This window comes from Terasakiella sediminum, assembly GCF_033100395.1.
Classification (GTDB): domain Bacteria; phylum Pseudomonadota; class Alphaproteobacteria; order Rhodospirillales; family Terasakiellaceae; genus Terasakiella.
Genome location: NZ_JAWLVJ010000021.1, coordinates 1 through 17,569 on the forward strand (window position 1 = coordinate 1; position 17,569 = coordinate 17,569).

Annotated in this window: 23 protein-coding genes and 1 tRNA gene; 1 reads left to right on the forward strand and 23 read right to left on the reverse strand. The window is 48.9% G+C overall.

What is annotated here, in order from left to right; genetic code table 11:
- Positions 1-8: 8 nt before the first annotated feature.
- Positions 9-85: transfer RNA gene (locus tag RYZ26_RS15235), tRNA-Met, on the forward strand.
- Between the two features lie 197 nt (positions 86-282).
- Here the strand turns inward: RYZ26_RS15235 and RYZ26_RS15240 are convergent.
- The 23 genes from RYZ26_RS15240 to RYZ26_RS15345 form a co-directional block, all read right to left on the reverse strand.
- Positions 283-1,074: a DNA adenine methylase gene (locus tag RYZ26_RS15240; RefSeq protein WP_317684095.1), complete on the reverse strand. Its 792-nt coding sequence runs from the start codon at positions 1,072-1,074 to the stop codon at positions 283-285.
- Positions 1,055-1,237 carry a Com family DNA-binding transcriptional regulator gene (locus tag RYZ26_RS19965; protein WP_411576876.1) on the reverse strand — a complete coding sequence of 61 codons (183 nt, stop codon included), beginning with the start codon at positions 1,235-1,237 and terminating at the stop codon, positions 1,055-1,057. The genes RYZ26_RS15240 and RYZ26_RS19965 overlap by 20 nt, the downstream gene beginning before the upstream one ends.
- Positions 1,238-1,352: 115 nt before the next feature.
- Positions 1,353-1,697 (reverse strand): hypothetical protein, encoded by a 345-nt coding sequence (locus tag RYZ26_RS15245; RefSeq protein ID WP_317684096.1) that lies wholly within the window; start codon positions 1,695-1,697, stop codon positions 1,353-1,355.
- Complete coding sequence (locus RYZ26_RS15250) at positions 1,698-2,597, reverse strand: glycine-rich domain-containing protein (protein WP_317684097.1); 900 nt, start codon at positions 2,595-2,597, stop codon at positions 1,698-1,700.
- Positions 2,594-3,112 (reverse strand): hypothetical protein, encoded by a 519-nt coding sequence (locus tag RYZ26_RS15255; RefSeq protein ID WP_317684098.1) that lies wholly within the window; start codon positions 3,110-3,112, stop codon positions 2,594-2,596. Before RYZ26_RS15255 ends, RYZ26_RS15250 begins: the two co-directional genes overlap by 4 nt.
- A gap of 3 nt (positions 3,113-3,115) precedes the next feature.
- A complete protein-coding gene (locus tag RYZ26_RS15260; protein WP_317684099.1) occupies positions 3,116-3,715 on the reverse strand; it encodes a putative phage tail protein in 600 nt (199 codons plus the stop codon).
- Positions 3,715-4,806, reverse strand: coding sequence for a baseplate J/gp47 family protein (locus RYZ26_RS15265; protein WP_317684100.1), 1,092 nt, complete (start codon positions 4,804-4,806; stop codon positions 3,715-3,717). Before RYZ26_RS15265 ends, RYZ26_RS15260 begins: the two co-directional genes overlap by 1 nt.
- Positions 4,806-5,291 (reverse strand): phage GP46 family protein, encoded by a 486-nt coding sequence (locus RYZ26_RS15270; RefSeq protein WP_317684101.1) that lies wholly within the window; start codon positions 5,289-5,291, stop codon positions 4,806-4,808. The genes RYZ26_RS15265 and RYZ26_RS15270 overlap by 1 nt, the downstream gene beginning before the upstream one ends.
- Positions 5,276-5,887 (reverse strand): phage baseplate assembly protein domain-containing protein, encoded by a 612-nt coding sequence (locus tag RYZ26_RS15275; protein ID WP_317684102.1) that lies wholly within the window; start codon positions 5,885-5,887, stop codon positions 5,276-5,278. Before RYZ26_RS15275 ends, RYZ26_RS15270 begins: the two co-directional genes overlap by 16 nt.
- Positions 5,877-6,947 (reverse strand): phage baseplate assembly protein, encoded by a 1,071-nt coding sequence (locus RYZ26_RS15280; RefSeq protein WP_317684103.1) that lies wholly within the window; start codon positions 6,945-6,947, stop codon positions 5,877-5,879. Before RYZ26_RS15280 ends, RYZ26_RS15275 begins: the two co-directional genes overlap by 11 nt.
- Positions 6,944-8,224: a DNA circularization N-terminal domain-containing protein gene (locus RYZ26_RS15285; RefSeq protein WP_317684104.1), complete on the reverse strand. Its 1,281-nt coding sequence runs from the start codon at positions 8,222-8,224 to the stop codon at positions 6,944-6,946. The genes RYZ26_RS15280 and RYZ26_RS15285 overlap by 4 nt, the downstream gene beginning before the upstream one ends.
- Positions 8,221-10,104 carry a phage tail tape measure protein gene (locus tag RYZ26_RS15290; protein ID WP_317684105.1) on the reverse strand — a complete coding sequence of 628 codons (1,884 nt, stop codon included), beginning with the start codon at positions 10,102-10,104 and terminating at the stop codon, positions 8,221-8,223. The genes RYZ26_RS15285 and RYZ26_RS15290 overlap by 4 nt, the downstream gene beginning before the upstream one ends.
- A 173-nt stretch (positions 10,105-10,277) precedes the next feature.
- On the reverse strand, positions 10,278-10,679 hold the full coding sequence (locus RYZ26_RS15295; RefSeq protein WP_317684106.1) for a hypothetical protein: 402 nt from the start codon (positions 10,677-10,679) through the stop codon (positions 10,278-10,280).
- Positions 10,679-11,047 carry a phage tail tube protein gene (locus RYZ26_RS15300; protein WP_317684107.1) on the reverse strand — a complete coding sequence of 123 codons (369 nt, stop codon included), beginning with the start codon at positions 11,045-11,047 and terminating at the stop codon, positions 10,679-10,681. Before RYZ26_RS15300 ends, RYZ26_RS15295 begins: the two co-directional genes overlap by 1 nt.
- 13 nt (positions 11,048-11,060) lie before the next feature.
- A complete protein-coding gene (locus tag RYZ26_RS15305) occupies positions 11,061-12,545 on the reverse strand; it encodes a phage tail sheath subtilisin-like domain-containing protein (RefSeq protein ID WP_317684108.1) in 1,485 nt (494 codons plus the stop codon).
- A 3-nt stretch (positions 12,546-12,548) separates the two neighbouring features.
- A complete protein-coding gene (locus tag RYZ26_RS15310) occupies positions 12,549-12,920 on the reverse strand; it encodes a DUF2635 domain-containing protein (protein WP_317684109.1) in 372 nt (123 codons plus the stop codon).
- Positions 12,921-13,520 carry a phage protein Gp37 gene (locus RYZ26_RS15315; RefSeq protein ID WP_317684110.1) on the reverse strand — a complete coding sequence of 200 codons (600 nt, stop codon included), beginning with the start codon at positions 13,518-13,520 and terminating at the stop codon, positions 12,921-12,923.
- Entirely contained in the window at positions 13,517-14,008 is a 492-nt protein-coding gene (locus tag RYZ26_RS15320) for a phage virion morphogenesis family protein (RefSeq protein WP_317684111.1), read from the reverse strand. The genes RYZ26_RS15315 and RYZ26_RS15320 overlap by 4 nt, the downstream gene beginning before the upstream one ends.
- A complete protein-coding gene (locus RYZ26_RS15325) occupies positions 14,005-14,415 on the reverse strand; it encodes a gp436 family protein (protein WP_317684112.1) in 411 nt (136 codons plus the stop codon). The genes RYZ26_RS15320 and RYZ26_RS15325 overlap by 4 nt, the downstream gene beginning before the upstream one ends.
- Before the next feature lie 133 nt (positions 14,416-14,548).
- A complete protein-coding gene (locus tag RYZ26_RS15330; RefSeq protein WP_317684113.1) occupies positions 14,549-14,887 on the reverse strand; it encodes a hypothetical protein in 339 nt (112 codons plus the stop codon).
- 11 nt (positions 14,888-14,898) lie between these two features.
- The gene (locus RYZ26_RS15335; protein ID WP_317684114.1) at positions 14,899-15,840 is read right to left on the reverse strand and encodes a hypothetical protein; all 942 of its coding nucleotides are present in this window, start codon (positions 15,838-15,840) and stop codon (positions 14,899-14,901) included.
- Positions 15,841-15,851: 11 nt separating this feature from the next.
- The gene (locus tag RYZ26_RS15340; protein WP_317684115.1) at positions 15,852-16,229 is read right to left on the reverse strand and encodes a capsid cement protein; all 378 of its coding nucleotides are present in this window, start codon (positions 16,227-16,229) and stop codon (positions 15,852-15,854) included.
- A complete protein-coding gene (locus RYZ26_RS15345) occupies positions 16,230-17,360 on the reverse strand; it encodes a hypothetical protein (protein ID WP_317684116.1) in 1,131 nt (376 codons plus the stop codon).
- Positions 17,361-17,569 lie beyond the last annotated feature (209 nt).

Genomic DNA, 17,569 nt, shown 5'->3' on the forward strand with positions numbered 1-17,569 from the left:
AACATTGACGCGGGGTGGAGCAGCCCGGTAGCTCGTCAGGCTCATAACCTGAAGGTCGTCAGTTCAAATCTGGCCCCCGCAACCATAAAAACAGGGTCCCCACCGGGGGCCCTTTTTTTATGTTTACGGAGGTACCAGATTCTGAACTGTGCGGAATGCCCGAATAGGGCGGATTGCCAGTTCGAGACATATAGCGCGGCGGCGATTTCTGGACTTTTTTGAACTACTTTCTGGACAGAAAAAGCGTTAAAAAACGCTTTCCCCGACATATCTTCTAACGCCTTAATTGGAAATAATCAGCTCCTTTGCCTTGTGGCTTTGGTTTCGGCTGATCGAATAATTGAGGCTCACTTCTTCGATATCGAACTGGTCAAAGATGGACCGGACTTCTGGCGTGTCATTGATGGACAGGATGAACCGACCTTTGATATTGGCCAACTGATCAGCAATCTTTTGGAAATCATCTCGGTAGAAGACATTCTTCCCATAGTCTGTTTCACAGCCCCAGTACGGGGGATCGAGATAGAACAGGGTACCTGGGCGATCTATGCGGGTGATGAAGTCCTGATAAGGCAGGCACTCAACACTAACATTTGTCATGCGATGATGAAGCCGTTTCAACATGGGCTGTAAGGTGGTCAGGTTGAAGCGCGCAGAACGCCCCGGAGAGACACCAAAGCTGTTGTGCTTCGGCTGGCCACCAAAGCAAGTCCGTTGCAAATAGAGAAAGCGCGCTGCGCGCTGTAGCTCGGTCAATACATCTGCGGGACATTTTGCCAAGCGCTCGAATTCGCGGCGGGACGAAATGAAGTATTTCATATAATCCACGAAATAGCTTTCGTGTTGCTGGACCTGACGGAAAAGATTGTAAATGTCATCGTTAATATCGTTGATATATTCAGCTTTCACCGGATTGGGACGGCGTAAAAACACGCCACCCATGCCCACAAAGGGTTCTGCATAGGTTATATGTTTGATTTGGTCGATACGCTCGATCAGGCGGTTTGCAAGGTTGCGCTTGCCCCCAAGGTAAGGGGCAAGGGGTAAGACAGGATTATTTGTGTTCTTTGTCATGTGTCACACTCTGTTGTGGATGCTCTTGGGCATTCAGGGTGTGAGGCTCAAGGGCCTTCTTGTGGTTAAGGGTACCGCATCGGGAACATTTGATTTGCACTTCGGCTGTTTCCCCGACTTTTCCTAAAAGTTTTTGGCATTTGCCACAGCGGAAATTCTCCATTTGTTAATAAATCTATCCGATATTAGCCCCGCTCGATCGGGCAGGCGGGGCGGCTTTAGTCGTGAGAGGTCCTTTCTCTCGGTTCAGGATGTTGGCGCATCCTGACCCCCGTCAATTATTCAGGCGGGGGAATTAAAATCCACGCAGTTTCTTCTTCATCCCATTTATGACCATTCCCATCATCGGGGTACGGTACAGGGGATTCCCACTGCGCTGTTTCTTCGTTTAAGACCCAGCTCTGATATGGCTTGGGAGGAATGAATGCATCCAGAATAAGATCGTAAGTGAAACCTTTTCCGGCAAAATTTTTGCGGATTGTCCCGTTAAATGACGTTTGCAACCACGTTCCACCACCAAAGAAATCTTCACACCACTGTGCGCCTTGTGCTTCATGTTCGTCGCTAACTTTAACAACACGAACGACCGTATAATCTTCATCAATTTCTGCAAAATGAGCCATCTATTTGAACCTGTATCGTAGAATAACAATGCCACTGCCGCCTTGGGCGGGTCCGTAAGAGGATAGGCAACCGCCACCACCGCCACCGCCAGTGTTGGTTTCGCCGGGGGTTGCGGCAGGACCACCATAAGCATATGCACCTGCCCCGGTACCGCCACCGCCTTGACCGCCTTGGGCTGGGTTATTGGGGTTTGTATAGTAGTGAGCACCACCGCCGCCGCCGCCTGCCCGATATACAGCGGCACCAGTGATTGTCGATTCAAGGCCATCACCGCCATCACCCGCCACGCCACGGCTGCTGGTCGAGCTTCCGCCAACTTGGCCAGCACCACCACCGCCGCCACCTTGACCATCGTCTCCCGCCGTGTCGTATCCATAGCCACCGTCCATACCTTGACCAGGAGTAGCCGAACCATGGTTACTTGGATACTGATAATGGGGTTGGCCACCACCGCCTGATCCACCGTCCCCGGTTGATGGATTAGCAGCATCAGGTACACCGGGTCCACCACCTGTTGAGACAATACCATTAAACGAACTATCAGAACCTTGTGACCCCGCAGCGCCCCCCGCACCAACAACAACTGGATAAGTCACTTTGTTAAGAGACATAACGCTCTCAGGGGCATTATTCCCCCCTGAAAGGTCACCAATACGGTTGGTCCGATACCCGCCAGCACCGCCAGCACCGCCGTAGCTGTTAGTGCCGCCACCACCGCCTGCAATGACCAAGTATTCGACGGTATCGTCCGTGCCCACATGCAGGACTTCAAAGGTGTCTGAAGCCAAGAAGGTATGGACTTTATAATCGCCATCTTCTGTGACGGTTCCGCCGATTGCTTCGGTGAATGTAATTCTGGGAACTGCACGAATTCCAAGGTTTAAGATCGCAAGGCTCATGATGTTAAATCCCCAACGACAGACCAGGTGTTTGCAGCAACTTTGGTAATTGACCAAATAGCATACTGCCCACCGCTGATTAAGCCTGCCCGGCTGTAAAAGGTAATTCCAGCACCGCCCATTGTCACCAACCCGGCACCAACTTGCTGAAAGGCGATGGTGGTCCCAATGGGAAAATCGGTTGTTGCGTCGACCGCAATGGACAAAGCCACCGGATCAGAGTTATCCAGAAGAACCAATGCTTCTGCATCAGCCAAAACAGGCGTATATGCCGTGCCGTTTTGAAGGTTGATTGTCGTAACCTTACCTGCCGCGATGAGTGTTTGGATGGCTTGAGCAAGCTGTGTGGTGTTGCCGTATTCAGCATCAATGCCTGCGGCGGTTTGCACATTGATAATTTCTTTCATGGGGTGAACCCATGCATCAGATAACACAGGCGTACCTTCTGTATTGGTATCAGCGTCGCCGTCGATGTAAATATCGTCAGTCCGACCCTTGCCTTTTACAAAATCCATTTTTTATGTTCCTTCATAGCTCATAGTGACTTTTTGGTCTGAATGGCAGGCTTTTTTAAGCACGCATTCCAAATCATCGGCTCTTCGAATTGTTAGTAGTTTTTCGCCCCCTGTAGATTGGCCTGACCGAAAATATGTGACACGAGGTCCTTTGACTTTAACCTTGCGCCAAAGGCGCATTTCATGTCCGCCGCCCACACGGTCACCTCCGCAGGAAATCCCACCAACAAAAGGCTTATGATTTACAATTTCAACGTCATAGCCCAGTTCAATGCACATCTGTTTCACTGCATGAATGTTCCAGCTGCCAACGCGATCTAGCTTTTCATTCAAAATTTTGAGACGTTCCTGTTTCGTCAAATTTCCTTGATGCGCACATTCAGGTAATCCGGCTTCTTTCTCCCACTCCGGCAACATCAGGTTTGCTTTTTTAGGGTTGGCTTCGGCCTTTAATGTATCAATCAGAATGTCTTCAGATGAGAGTTCCTTAGACATTGCTTCAATCATACCGTCACGATTAGGTGCGCCTTCAGGGGTAAATGCAGCCCCTTGAGGTAGTGAACCCTTGATCGCGTTTTTATAGTCATCAGGGGTACGTGACATCAGACTTGCTCCACCACAGTAACATTGCGAACAACCGCAATTTCATTGACGGCACATTGGATATTTGAGCTATCACCGATAAGTTTATGCTTATCCTCGCCAACAGTGTTGGAAACTGAAGAAGTGATCCAGCTCCAATCAATCAGTCCAGCAGGAACGGCACGTTTACGAAGTTCTTTTGCAACAGATTTTTTGACTGCCGCTAAAGTGTCAATATCATTTGGTTCCAGATATTCAAATTCTAAATCAATGTATTTAGCTGACATCAAAACAACAGGCACATCCGGGATCGGCGCGCCAGACCATTGCCCTGTGATCGGATTGATATGACCTTCCACATGAGATTTCACTTGATCGCGCAGCTCATCAGTTGGAAAAGGACCGTCCGGTTCATCATAGGCCATAATGCGTAAAGTACATGTACCAAGCCCCATGGCACGAGGATAAACCCACACATCTGAAACACCCGGAATCATCTTGGCCCAGACAACATAATCGGCATCGTTTCCGCCCATTGATGGGTTAGCTCGACGATAAAGCAAACGTGAGCGATGCGCTTCCTTATCTTCTGCTGGGCGACCACCTGTGATCTTCTTTGAAACAACAATCTCTGAAGAAACACCGACAGTGGTTTGGGCAAATGACAGCTTTTCATCCACAGCGAGATTGCTGTCAAAACCACCCTGAACAGCGGTAATCGCAACAATACCCACACCTCCATCGATGGTGACAGCGGCATCGGTTGTATAAATCATGCCGAGTTGATGTTGAAGCACTGTGCCTGCTTCAATCGTAATACCATCAGTGCCGGAAAAAGTGACTTCTCCCTGTCCTTTGGTTTCTGGGTGGCGAGGCAAACCCATCTCAATACCTTTTTCAATCAGATGGTCATCATCCATTGTAGCGATATTGATTTGGTCTTTTTCGTAATCCAGACGGCTATGCAGATCATCTATTTCGGCGGCTACTTCAGCCGAAACCGCGCCTACATTACTTAAACGCCCAGGAACACTTTTGAGTTTTAAGCCGGTTGCCATATTGGTGCGCAACCGAGCTTCTCTTTCTTTGAGAGATGTCTTAGGCCAAGGCATTAATCTAACTCCTTAATGAAGTATTTGTTGTTTTGAAGATCGAACAGAATTGAGAAGCGGCGCTGTTCGTCACTTTCTTTCAAATACAAGATGAGTTCAGCATCCAGTCTTCCCCGACGAGAAGCTTTTTCACAGGCAGCGCGCACCTTGGAAACCGAAGCGGCTACACCATCCTCATCGTTCACCATCCACGCACAACAATTTTCCAGCATTTCAGAAACTTCATAGGGAAGTTGTGCCGTGATCTTGCGTTGTCTCAGTGTCCAAATCAGAGAACCGTCGGCTGGTTTTTCTTCGTCGGTCAGCGCCGATGACCAGTGGCCTTTACGATCTTCGCCTGTCGGCAAAAGACCTTCTGGGGCAAGGCCATCGCGTCCAATGGAGTTGATAACTGCTTCCAAGAGACCTTCACTGATAACAAGATCGGTGCCATCTGTTTCAAAATCAAAAGCACCGCTGGAGGTATTGATCATGGCAAAGTCCATTCTTCATCCCTCCCTAAATATGTTGTCGGAAGAATGTTATATGTGGTGCCTGAGATTTGACCGATGGTCCAGCTGTCCACATAGTTTGTGTGCCAAGTTTGACCATGGCCATTCACATCCCATGCAAAGCTGGTCTTGGCATAGACCTCTACCTCATCACCTTCCAAGCGCAGTTTTTTATTTGCCTTAACTATGATGTCATCTGACAAAATATTGATGTATTTAGGCGCTGTGATATCCATCCCTCCGTCTTTTTTTAGATGGATGCGCTGACCATAAGGCGACCACAGGATAACTTCCCCGGCCTCACAATCAGGTTGCTTACGTGGATCGCATACCAAAGCAAAAAGGTGGCTTCTTTGACCCAGCAGAGAGACAAGAAAACTCTTGGCGCTACTCAGAGGGTAACTGGTTAGACCGAACTGTTCAAAGAGTTCAATTTTGTCGGAGCCATCACCATACAAACCGGAAACTTGGATGCGCCGGATTTGGTCAGCATCTTTTTTATAGACGTGAGTGACCTCCCCTCTGGAAATCAGGGCGCGAATACGGTTTTTGATGTCATCAAGGGGTTCTCTGATCCATTCAGGAAGCATTCCATCCTCCCTCATCTTTTTCAGGTTCAGCGCGCAGCGTGAAAGCTTTCGGGTCTGTGACCGTTAGTAATGTTTCTGCTGCCTGTTTTTCACTAACGCTGAATACACATTTCTTGATCAAGCGAATTTGGTTGGTACCCTCCAGATCATCTTGAACAGGCACTTCCATATTGATATCCCAAAGTGGAGCTTCTTTACCTTGTGACCAGTCGGCGACGGGGTAATCAATAGTTTGACCGCGTCCTGCATTAACAGCTGCCATGGTTATAGCCAATTCAGTTAAGCCGTCTTCATCTTCAGGTTCGTCTGCGATGATGACTTTTGGGCTATAGAGTTTTACACCATGATCTTTTGCTCTACCTGTGACTTTTGTGTGTCCTTCAGAAGCCCAATCCTGTCCGTTGTTCTGGCTCATCACAATATATTCGCTGTTGCGATTATCTAATGAGTCGTCCAGATCACATCCCAAAACATTGCCACCCTTTCCATGGAGTAATCGGGCAGATGAACGACTTGCTGATAAGGCAGTTGCCAAAACCAGATTGCCCAGGCGGTTGGCAAAGTACAAAAGCCCACGATGACGGCATACTCGTTCAATCGCGCGGTTGGCTGTTTCACCCGGCGTGAGGGTGAATTTTTTGAAAGGCTTGTTAATTTCAGGTGCGAGATTGATGACGGAAATACCAAATGGTCTGCAAATATCCGAGATGATTTGCTCGGGCGTTTGATTAACCCATTCAGCCGGATCGCGAAGCACACCGCTCTTGAACAATAAAGCTGTGCGATCCTTTCCTGAGACGTTTAAGGTAAAGCCATCTTCATCGGTTCTCAAACGACGGCGACTGATAAAGCCGGTTACAACCGTCTCATTATTGAGTTTCAGGACACATTCATCATTCTTGCGTACTTTCGGCAAGCCCACACCGTATACTTGATCTGGCCAGTCCTGAGTGAGTTGCAACGTGAACTCGGAGAAACACGCATCCATGGACAAAGTGGCTTTCGCATCTTGCCAGCCTCTGTACTTCATGCCGTTCACATGCAAAGTGATATCGCTCATCTGGATACTCCTTTCTGATAAAGGAGTGGTGTTTCAGAGGGAACAAAGGATGGATGTTTTACACCGTTGCGCTTACCGATCTTGGCGGTATGATCAAGGGTCCCGTTAAGACGATAGGCCAGAACTCGCGCTGTTTCACTGGCGCGGGTGGTGTAGACTTCTAGTGTTGGCAGTTGAGTGCGACGTTCATTGATGTCTCTAAAAACAGCAGTTCGAAGGTTGCGTAATGCAGATTGGCGCGCAGATTGTTTTTGTGGATCGGAGCTGGCGTTGAAATAGACCGATTCAGCAACCGCACCAGAGATTGCATCACGAAATGCCATAGCTTGGTTCAGGTTTTCAAAATCGACTTCAGCAATAATTTTGGCTGTCTCGATCGTTGTCGCATCAAAGAAAATCTGAGCGAATGTTTCATCCAGTTCTTTTGTTGAATTGGTAACTGTGCCGCCATGAAACTGGCCTGAGACGGGATCTCGTCTAGGCAACAAAATCAGGCTGGAAAATGACTGTTCATCATCCTTGAAAGATGACCACAGACTTTGAGTGTTCGGCACCAAATAAGCAGTAAGAGCCCGCAAAATACTTTGTGGATTTTGAGTGTAACTGGTAATCCGTCGAACTGTTGTAAATGCTGTCTGAACAAACTCGGTGGCACTTCCTACCATTTGGTCGGCAGAACGAATGACCGATACGTCAACAGAAGATAGGGATTGAGTGAAATCACCACGCAAAAGGCCGCTGCCTTGTTGGAAGGTTTTGCTGATCCGGTTAAAGCTTTCGACAAGCTCATCCTGCGGGACGGTTTCTCCATCTTCCAAAGGAAGTTCATAAGCTTCCAGAACGGCTTCTTCAGCAGCGAGACTGGCAGTAATAACCGCAGCTTGTGTATCCACACTGGCAGTTAGACCTCGTTGAGGTCCAGCCAAAACAAAGGTTACAACAAAGTCAGCAACATTCAGTTCAGTGAAATCTTCGTCATCACGGACAGAGAGAATTTGAACAGTTAATTGACCGCGTGTCGGATGGGTCAGACGGCGAGGGCCGATCCGGTCAAACACTTCTTCCAGTTCACGACGGCGTTTTAATGCATCCTCACCCAGAACAAAGATTTTCATTTCAAACTGGGGGTTCTTCAGTCCCATGTCAGTGACTTGGCTTTCACTACCAAAAGGAAAGGCCTTCTCATCTACACGGTGATCGCTTCGGCGCTGCGAGGATGCGGTGTGAAACGGTACGCCATCAATATCACCTTGACGGTATTGTCCCATATCGATCATGGCGCACCACCTTCCAATCCACCATATTCGCTATGCGAAACCGCAAAACGACGGCTGGATTTTTGAGCAAGGGCGCGTGTATTCTCGTTCAGAGCTTTAGTATGGTCTGACATAGCGCTCTTGAGTTCGGCGTTGTCTGTGGTGGATTTATCGCCCTTGTCTCCGAAGAAAGACGAATAGAGTGATTCAATTGCTTCACCGCCAAAATAAGACCCGGCAATTCCACCAACGGCACTTCCCACTGCCGCACCAATGGGGCCTGCGAGCATACCCGCCATTGCCCCCAGTTTGGCTCCAGCCAGTCCACCTGCAATCATACCGCCTGATGAAACCAGACCTTTGGTGTCGCCATCCAAAGCCGCACTTCCTAGCTGATAGGCACCGAGAGCTACAGTGGCTCCCGGAATAATTCGACCTGCGCGACCTGCTAGGCGGCCCAAGGAGGCGAAACGGCCACCGCGTGAATTCAGTTTGCGTTTTGAGTTGCGCGCGCCTTCAGAGGTCATTGATCCTCCGAAACCAGCAGGCCAGTTTGTGACCAAAACGGGTTGGGCGGCTGCCGCATTCAAGGCCTTAGATGCGCTGCCGATCGACGTAGACTTACCGCGCAAGCTCGAAAGCATCCTAACACCTGCTGCCGTCGTGCGAACGGCTTTGTTCACCGCCCAAATGCCCGCAGCGGCAGTGACGCCAGTAGCGGCTGCATTGAACAGTATATTGAGCTGATCGGCATCCAGATCGTTGATTGCATCCGATAGAGATTGAATCGGCCCAGCCATCTTACTATTGGCCAAACGTGTTCCGGCAGCGGTTAGTGTATCAATGCTGCCAGAGAGGGTTTGTGTTTTAGACGCTGCGTCTTCAACAATCTTGGTGCCGGTTACCTGTACATCCATGAATTGCTTCAGGAGATCAAGCTGACCGTTATCCTGATAATCGGCACCGAGGGTTTTTAACGCCTTTTTGGCTTCGTCACCGAACAGCGTTCCCCATCTGGTCATACGACCTTCAGACCGTTCCATGATGGACTGAATGATTGTGTCCAAGCTCAGGAAGACTTCACGGCCTTCAGCAGCGGCCCTGGGATCAAAGACGGTGATACCTTTTTTCTCAAGAGATTTCCCCTTAGCGGCGATCTCATTGATTAGTGCCTGAATAGCCGTGGAGCTTTCAGCGGCGCTATCGGTTGCCATTTGAGTTGTCTGAGCCATCGCCCCCAGAACTCTGACAGCTCCCATCCCTTTTTGACCCATGGCAGCAAGAGAGGCCATGAGTGGACCTGATTCTGCGGCAAGGTTTTGAAATGTGAAAGCACCGTCTTTACCCTGTTCAATCAGCAGCTCCAGAGCCTTGCGTACTTCATCAGGTTCGGTGACGTTCAGCTTTTTAAGACCAGCAATTACTGCACCGATATGACGGCCTTCTGCTCGAACGGCGCGAATGGCAAGACCCATGTTTTGGATATTGCCTTGGGCAAGTTTCAGATCGCCTGTTTTTTCTATAATAGCATCCACACCAGCCATCAACTGGGCAGGATCAATGCGGATGTTGCTATCTTGAGACGTGTCGAAAATGGTCTTGCGAAGCACGTTAACCTGATCTTTGGTCAGGCCAGCTTGAACTTCAATGTCTTTAAGCTGATCTTCAAAGGTCATGACACCGCGCGCAGCCCATGTGGTGGCTGCGGCAGTTACCAGACCCGTATATCGGTTGCCGAGGTTATCAATACCATTCGACAAGCCAATAGATGCCCGTTTAAGGGATGCAAAGCTTCTGGCACCTTGGGAGGTGAAATCCTTGATGGCACGACCAAATCGTTTGGATTGTCCAACGACATTTCCAAATAAATCTAACTGTACCTGTGTGTCAAAATCACCCATTGTTCTTTAGCTTTGCAAGTTTATTGGCGTATCGAACCAGCTTGTGAATTGGCAGTTCTCTGAGATCGGTTAAAGACGTATTAGTTGCTCCAGCAATAGCCAAAATCATTGTTTCGGTTTCAAGTATGTCCCGGCGGTAGACCCAACCAGCTACCCAACCGGGACACAACCGTTCAAGAAGAATTAGGGCGCGCACCGTCTTCGGCGGTAGCGCCTTCTTCTCGCCCCCCGGCTTCTTTCTCCCGGCTGGCATAAAGACCATCAATGATGGTGGCCTGATCTACAATTTTTCGATAATCGCCTTCCGAACAGCTACGAAGATTATTGTAGGGGACAGGGCCTTGGAACTCTTGTCCGTCATCTGCAATCAGTTTTTTGATCTGACGGCGAACGCGGTGTGCCGTAATGCGTTGTTCAGACGTAATGACAATCGGTTCGTTCTTTTCCGTTAGCCGGATTTCTTCAGCTTCGTCCACCGCGTCCATACACTGGCCTGCATTGATGACATCCATGACCAAGGTTTTATAGACGGTTTCACCAATTTTAATTCCGTCAAGAAGTGTCACTTCATGCATCACGCTTTCTCCGCTTTGCTGCCGACAAACTTAACGCCTGAATACAAGGCTTCATCGCCATCGGTGAGTTCACCTTCATCTTCCATGGTTGCTTTTGAGATGACCCAGCCTTGACCGGAATCTTGATCTTCAAAAACAATGCTTACGATTTTTCCGTCTGCAAAGGCTTCCAAATCGGTACCGTTGGTTGGAACGATGTCGAGTGTAACTTCGCTCATATTGACGACAGCGCTTGAACCAACAAAACCTCGCCAGCTTTTGCGCGCTTTACCAGTCTTAAGGCCACGTTTGAGTTTTGCTGATCCGGGAACGGATTCAAACTCTTCACCTTCAGCAGTGATGGTTGCGGTGCCAAAAATATCGGACATGTTTCTTCCTTTCTTAAATCAGGCGGAAGGCAGAGCGAACTGCCAACTGGTGAAGCTGATCCATTGGGCGCGGTTGATCGAATACATCCAAACGACCGCGTTTCTGAGTGTTCTTGTTGGAAAGGATGTCAGCCTTGTAGCCTTCAAAATCATCCATAATTCCGGCATCGTCATACATAAGGTCATAATGGATGAGGAAATGCCGGATCGCAGCTTCAGGTGACATGATGCGCGCTGCTCGACTGCGGCGCTTACCACCTTCTTTCTGAAGTTTGTGTCCAGGGAATTTAGTTTGAAAATAATTGATGACCGAGCGACGGTAGTAGCTCATTTGCATGACAGTGTTGAGGCTTTTGTAAGCTTCATCTTCTGCACCGGAAGCCGTCATGCCATAGGAGGTTACGGCACGCTGAATACGGACTTTTTTATCGCCGCCAACTTTCAGTGTGGAGACACCGTTCCCCAGTAGGCTTTCATTTTCGTCACCACTTGTGCGTAAACCCAAAGGCGCACCATAGATGCCAATCAGTTCCATATCATCAAAAGGAACAGCAGGGTCTGTGGCACCAGAATACATGATGTCAGCCGCAAAACTTGCTGCAATCGCCCAAGTGGGAGAACGTGAATGCAAGCCAGCGTTGATCGGAACAATGTTTTGGGAGTTTCGAGTCAAGGCCCATGTGTTAAGGGCAGCGACACCAGATTTCAAGGCACAGAAAGCACGTCCATCATTTGCAGACAGAACCCCCCAGCGTTCATCCAGCTCTGCGCGAAGCACTGTCATGTTTGCTTCGTCAGTATATGGGTTCACGAATCCTTGATACTGAGTGAGGTCATCCAGTGTATCAATGGCATCTGTCAGATCGGGGTTTCCAGTACCGCCATTAAAACCAACAATAGTTGTTGTGATGCCGGGAACGTCCTGATCGTCGCTGTGATAGCGAGTGAAAACATTCAGATCATTGCCTGTTTCTCCCTTCCATTTGCAAGTCAACGTCAGGACCTCGCCAACAACGGATGCAGTCACTTGTGAGGAAGGATCGTTATTGATGATAGTCGCCAGACGCCCTGCAATACTGCTTGCGGTTTCGGCTGCTGTGACACCCAACTGATAGCGTTTTTCACCAATATAAAGCAGGAAGGTGTTTCCACGACTTGCAGCACCCGCCAATGTAACAGTCGCACTGGCTTGGTTACCGGCTACATTTTCAGCCAACGGAATGATCAACAGTTCCTGATGTTTGTTTTTCTTGCGAAAAGCCTTGACCATATCGGTCAGCATTGCATCCGCTCCAAAGAGCGTTTTCGCCTCATTGCCGATAACATGATAAATCTGATTGACTGAAGCTTCAGCCCCAGTGCCCAATTGCCCCCACATGACGGTACGCTGTTTGAATACCGGCAGGCCGTTCAATGCCAGAGAGGGGTCGATCTCCATATAGATACCCGGCGTCCAGATATCGATCGGCATTTCTGTAAAGCTAATTGCCTCACTCATGGTCTATTCCTCTTCCTTGGCTGATAGTTTGTCGGTTGCTTCAGCTTCGGCCTTTACCTTTTCCCAAGCGTCATCACGCTCAGTGCCGGAAAGCTTCAGACCGAGATCATTTTCAATGTCTTTCAGGGTCGGTGCCTTTGCTGAATTTTCTGCAAAGGCATTGCGCAGGTAAGACTGCAGTTGATCTTCTGCCGACTCTTCCGAAATTTCTTCAACTTTCGGAGGGTCGGTTTCTTTGGCCTCACCATTGCGAATGAAACGACGATAGAAACGGTTGTTGGGAACCCATGCCCCTTCCTTGCCGATCGGTTGCTTTGTATCGGGGTGGTCAATCGTCATGCCCTCTTCAGGCATGATGTACATCATTCCATCCATTTAAACGGACTCCTCTTGTTCTTTATCTTGAACAATTTCGCTGTTCAGTGATTGGGTATCGGTATTGTCAGCATCACCGAGTTTCGGTTTGGTTGAGTGATAGAGCGTCAGGAAGTCATCCAGATCACCATCAACGGCACGATCCCAGATGAACCGACAAGTGAAAGCGACGCTGTAGATCGCCAGATGTTCGTCATTGGCTTTGGCGTTAAACAGGTTTGCTACCCGACCCGGCGCTAACGCTCTGGACACACCTTCTGGCTCCAACCCTTCAAGGGCAGAGATTGAAAACATGATCAATTCGTATGCGCCAAGAACCTTGCCTCCACGCGCTCCTTTGCGGGCGGCTTCCTGATGCATGCTTTTAGCACAAGAGATCACGACAAAACTGGCTTCATAATCAATTGAACCATGACGCATTTTTTTCTTGGGCGTCATCCCGGCAAAAACAATCCAGATCGCAGGAGCTTTCTGAGCAGCATCCTTCAGGAATTCATCTGTTAACTCGCCGCCATAACTTTCTGCCTTAACTTTGAAGGCGTTGGTTTTAGCCAGTTCGTTCAGCTTATCTGTCATGGCTGTTTCAATAGGACCGATCATGCGAACGCTCCCGTTCTGGCTGCGCGTACAAAATCAGCGATTTCGCCACGGATCATTTTGGTGGTTCCGTCATCAATGCCGAGGATTGGGCGTGCCGGAATAGTGACCTTGCGTGCAAAGACCATTTTGCCGTCGATTTCAAAGGCAAGAACCTTGGCATTCTTCGGTTTGATGACAGCGCCAAACTGATGCGTTTTTACATGCTGCTGGTTGGAACCATGTTTGACAGTGCTGCCTTCAACTTGAGAGTTAAAGCTGTCGCGTGTGATGCCGCTATCAACAAGAATTTGACCACCACGGTTTGTCTTTTCCCATGGAACGCCTTCTGGGCCTTTACCTTCACGAAAGCGGGTGTTGGTTTCGGTCGTAAAACCCATGCCGATCGCCTCCAGCAAAAGGTCGGTCTCAGATACGTTTGACAGAAACCTTTGTACCTGTGCGCCCATGCGCCCCAGTTTGGAGAAATCGACTTCAATGCTGGCACTCATTTAAACAGCTCCCCGGAATTGAACTTTAAGGGGGCTGCCTGAAAGACAGGACCACTGGCAGATTGCAATCTCTTAGCCGAAAGCATGATTTCATCCTTGGCGATCTTTTCCAGAAGTTTGACAGCGTTGTTGTAGCGGTCTTTCACTTCTTCAGTCGCTTTACCCGCGTGAAGCTTGAAACGGGCAATATCACAGCAAACTGGAATAAGTGCGGGTTGCGCAACCGTCAAAGGAAGTACGTAAATGCTACCAACATGCAGATCAATCTCTGTGGAGGCATCATCAAGGGCAGTTTGTAAAACAGCATCATTGATAACTTCAGCATGCGGATCGTCGGCATTGGTCAGTTCAACCAAGTCCAAATCCTTGAAGCGTTGTTCCATTGCTGATTTATCGGCATATGCCATTTTACAAATTGTCCTTTAATAAGCGCAGTGCGCCCCTCACATTTATTCTCGGTAAATGGAGGGGCGACTTCCTTGTGGTCTCATGTCTGGCAGAGCCGGATGACAGACACTCAAAGACCGGTTTCAGGGTGGTTTATTCAGTTGAGGCCTCTGCCTTTACTTTTTCCCAAGCAGCATCACGTTCAGAACCGGACAGTTCCAGACCAAGGTCTGCTTTGATGTCTTTCAAGTTCGGCGAGTTGTTCGGCGTTTTGGCATAGGCATCACGCAGATAGGCCATCAGGCGTTCTTCATCGCTTTCCTGACCTTCCATTTCGGAAAGGACACCGAGCTTGATCAGCTCGGCGGCGTCATCAGGTGTCATTTCAACGATGTTGTCATCACCCGGCTTTTTACCTTTGGCGGCAGGTTTGTATTTTTTGCCGTCATGTTTCAGGTTACCCAGAACTTCATATTTCTTCAGTTCAGACATTTATTCACCCCTTAAGTTTGTGATGCTTGAGCATTTTGCAGAAGGAAACCAGCAGCGGAGGCGACACCAATTTCATTAACATATTCGCCAGCGCGAACCAGCACGCCACCTTCAACGCCCATATCGACATTGACAGTGCCTGCGATCCGTTGTCCATGGCGGGCAGTGAAGCCAAATGTGACACCGCCAATTTGAGGCGTTGCCGTGCGATCAATGAAGTGACCAGCAACAATATTGTCCCAGACGAAATGATAAGTCGCATTCTGACCAGGGCGATTGATATTGATCCGGCCTTCACCGACAATCACCTTTTTGACTTTGAAGAGTTTAGCCAAATCTTCTTCTGTCAGGACACCGTCGGCGTTGATTGAGCGCCCGACTTTTTTCAACAACTGCGGATGCACCGTTAGGGTGTCAAAAATATTGGACCCGAACACCAACTGATTAGGGCGCATCAAGCAAGATCGCATCATGTCCTTGATTGCTTCGTAAGGTTTCGATGCGGGATCGCTGAACATATCCGACCCGGAAAGTGCCTCGACCAAATTTGGGCTATAGTTTGCCGGATCGCTCACAAAGGCATGGCAACGAACTTCACGATCCAATTTGATGATGTTGGTTGAAACACCGACAGCTTGAGCTTTGGGGTCCCAGCCACGTTTTTCAGCAGCCTTGATGGTGCGGTTGTCCAAGGGCACGTCAATTGCGTAATCAAAGGTCCGACCCGTTTCTTCCTTGCCTTCCAGTTCTACGCGGTTAGGTGCAGAACGACGTCCGACACGGGTATCAGGAACGGAAAAGTTTTGGGCTTCCGGGTAAGTCATATAAGTGAACTTTTCATCATCCACTTGTTGCTCAGGCAACACTTCATCGGCAACGAGCGTGTATTCTTCGTTTTTATATTCACGCGAGATTGCGGTTAGTTCGACATTTTCAGTAAATTGTTCGGGCATTTTTCAATTCCTTAACCTTGCATGATGAACGGGACAATGTGGGCGTCACCAATGTCGCCGACAACACCGGATACTTCAGCAAAGCCGATACAACGGACATTTGTACCTGCTACAGGCGCAGCCTTGATGGCCCGACCTGTGGCGTCTGATGTGAGTGGGTCGCCAGCGGCAACGGTACCGCCATATTCAAGTGGACGAATGCCGTCTTTGTAGATGTCGATGCGATCACCTTGAGCATCGGCACCACGAATACCGCTAACGCCGTCAAATGAGTCCGTAGCGGTTGTTGCTAAGGCTACATTGCCATCTGCACTGCCATGTTTGACAATACGATTTTGCGGAATTGCACCGTCGGCGGTGCGACCTTTGATTAGTCCAAAATCAGACATTTATTTACCTTTCAGGTGTTGGACGGCTTCAGCCGACGTTACGGTAAAACCCTTTTCTTTTTGTTCTGCGATATAGGTGCGAACAGCCGCTGATAGCGCGTCGGCGTCAGAGAAGTCGATGGTGTCGCCGTTGTCACCTGTGACTTCGGAGAAGTTCACACGAGACGGCAGAGCTTCGACGAAGTCTTGGAAGATAGCCCGTTGGCTTTTTTCCTTTTCTTCATCGCCATCAGCGAAAGAAACGGTTTCGTTTTCAGAAAGCCCAGCCATGAAGCTAACCATTTGAGCTTCTTCAGCAGGTAGGATTTTGCCAGCGGCAACCAATGGTGCGATAAAGGCGGCAGCCGTCGCCGTTGCCTGCTGGTCTGCAAAAGAAGCCTTGTCTTTTTCGACAGCTTCTTTTTCTTTTTCAAATTCTTCACGCTCTTTAGCGAGGGCAGCCTTTTGGGCTTCCAATTCTTTCGTGCTCATATCTTCCTCTTCAGGGTTATCGGGGTCGGAGAAACTGGATGAATTTTCGGAAATAGTTTCACCCGCTTCTTTGCCAGCCTGATAAGCACCTTCTTCAATCAAACCTTCAGCCGGGAAGTCGGCGATTGCCGCATTCACTTCTTCTGGGTCGAATTTGCTTAACAGGAATTTTTTCAGGTTCAGGAAGCCACGACCAATATCGGCAATGGTCCAGCCGGAGATGTTTGCGAAATCCACCGTCAGAATATCTTCTTCGTTGTCGGAAAACTGAACGGCATCCAATCCCTTGATCGCCGGGACCGCAGCGCCCAACGCACCGATATGGCGCAAGTAAAATTTACCCGGTACCGGATTGTTCGGAGCTTTAGGCAAAAAGAAGCTGGCTGAAACGGTTCGATATTCGCCTTTTTCAAAAGCTTCTGAAAAGGATGCGCTGACTTGAGATGCTTCGGCAAATAACCCCTTGTCAGAGAATTCAATAGCATCAACCCAGCCATGTGATTTGTCTTCTGTTTTGGGATGACCAAAGACAAGCGGCGCAGGTTGAAGTTTGGGATCGTAACAATCAGCGATGTCTTGCATAAGCGCATCGTTAAAATCGATTGTCACACCTTCCATGGATGTAACTTTGGTATTTTTGCAAAAATGAATGCGGGCCATTCGCTCTCTCCGAAATATCGAGAGGGCAGAATGCCGTGCTTATAGATAACCGTTCAGAGGAACAGTTCCGCATATTCATCAAATGGGGGAATTTGCCCCATCATGGGCCATGTGGTGAAACCTGTCCAGCCCCTATTATAAATTGGGGTAAATTTGCCCCGCTAACGCACCCCTAACGCTTCACTGAGATGAAATACGACCACATCCAG

What these genes read in the sequence shown, in the direction of transcription:
- RYZ26_RS15290 (WP_317684105.1), bottom strand. Translation starts at nt 10,104, where the DNA reads ATGGGTGATTTTGACACACAGGTACAGTTAGATTTATTTGGAAATGTC.
- RYZ26_RS15310 (WP_317684109.1), bottom strand. Translation starts at nt 12,920, where the DNA reads ATGGATGGAATGATGTACATCATGCCTGAAGAGGGCATGACGATTGAC.
- RYZ26_RS15305 (WP_317684108.1), bottom strand. Translation starts at nt 12,545, where the DNA reads ATGAGTGAGGCAATTAGCTTTACAGAAATGCCGATCGATATCTGGACG.
- RYZ26_RS15260 (WP_317684099.1), bottom strand. Translation starts at nt 3,715, where the DNA reads ATGTCACGTACCCCTGATGACTATAAAAACGCGATCAAGGGTTCACTA.
- RYZ26_RS15265 (WP_317684100.1), bottom strand. Translation starts at nt 4,806, where the DNA reads ATGCCTTGGCCTAAGACATCTCTCAAAGAAAGAGAAGCTCGGTTGCGC.
- RYZ26_RS15270 (WP_317684101.1), bottom strand. Translation starts at nt 5,291, where the DNA reads ATGGACTTTGCCATGATCAATACCTCCAGCGGTGCTTTTGATTTTGAA.
- RYZ26_RS15330 (WP_317684113.1), bottom strand. Translation starts at nt 14,887, where the DNA reads ATGTCTGAACTGAAGAAATATGAAGTTCTGGGTAACCTGAAACATGAC.
- RYZ26_RS15295 (WP_317684106.1), bottom strand. Translation starts at nt 10,679, where the DNA reads ATGCATGAAGTGACACTTCTTGACGGAATTAAAATTGGTGAAACCGTC.
- RYZ26_RS15300 (WP_317684107.1), bottom strand. Translation starts at nt 11,047, where the DNA reads ATGTCCGATATTTTTGGCACCGCAACCATCACTGCTGAAGGTGAAGAG.
- RYZ26_RS15335 (WP_317684114.1), bottom strand. Translation starts at nt 15,840, where the DNA reads ATGCCCGAACAATTTACTGAAAATGTCGAACTAACCGCAATCTCGCGT.
- RYZ26_RS15250 (WP_317684097.1), bottom strand. Translation starts at nt 2,597, where the DNA reads ATGAGCCTTGCGATCTTAAACCTTGGAATTCGTGCAGTTCCCAGAATT.
- RYZ26_RS15320 (WP_317684111.1), bottom strand. Translation starts at nt 14,008, where the DNA reads ATGAGTGCCAGCATTGAAGTCGATTTCTCCAAACTGGGGCGCATGGGC.
- RYZ26_RS15325 (WP_317684112.1), bottom strand. Translation starts at nt 14,415, where the DNA reads ATGGCATATGCCGATAAATCAGCAATGGAACAACGCTTCAAGGATTTG.
- RYZ26_RS15345 (WP_317684116.1), bottom strand. Translation starts at nt 17,360, where the DNA reads ATGGCCCGCATTCATTTTTGCAAAAATACCAAAGTTACATCCATGGAA.
- RYZ26_RS15240 (WP_317684095.1), bottom strand. Translation starts at nt 1,074, where the DNA reads ATGACAAAGAACACAAATAATCCTGTCTTACCCCTTGCCCCTTACCTT.
- RYZ26_RS15285 (WP_317684104.1), bottom strand. Translation starts at nt 8,224, where the DNA reads ATGATCGATATGGGACAATACCGTCAAGGTGATATTGATGGCGTACCG.
- RYZ26_RS19965 (WP_411576876.1), bottom strand. Translation starts at nt 1,237, where the DNA reads ATGGAGAATTTCCGCTGTGGCAAATGCCAAAAACTTTTAGGAAAAGTC.
- RYZ26_RS15245 (WP_317684096.1), bottom strand. Translation starts at nt 1,697, where the DNA reads ATGGCTCATTTTGCAGAAATTGATGAAGATTATACGGTCGTTCGTGTT.
- RYZ26_RS15280 (WP_317684103.1), bottom strand. Translation starts at nt 6,947, where the DNA reads ATGAGCGATATCACTTTGCATGTGAACGGCATGAAGTACAGAGGCTGG.
- RYZ26_RS15340 (WP_317684115.1), bottom strand. Translation starts at nt 16,229, where the DNA reads ATGTCTGATTTTGGACTAATCAAAGGTCGCACCGCCGACGGTGCAATT.
- RYZ26_RS15255 (WP_317684098.1), bottom strand. Translation starts at nt 3,112, where the DNA reads ATGGATTTTGTAAAAGGCAAGGGTCGGACTGACGATATTTACATCGAC.
- RYZ26_RS15275 (WP_317684102.1), bottom strand. Translation starts at nt 5,887, where the DNA reads ATGCTTCCTGAATGGATCAGAGAACCCCTTGATGACATCAAAAACCGT.
- RYZ26_RS15315 (WP_317684110.1), bottom strand. Translation starts at nt 13,520, where the DNA reads ATGATCGGTCCTATTGAAACAGCCATGACAGATAAGCTGAACGAACTG.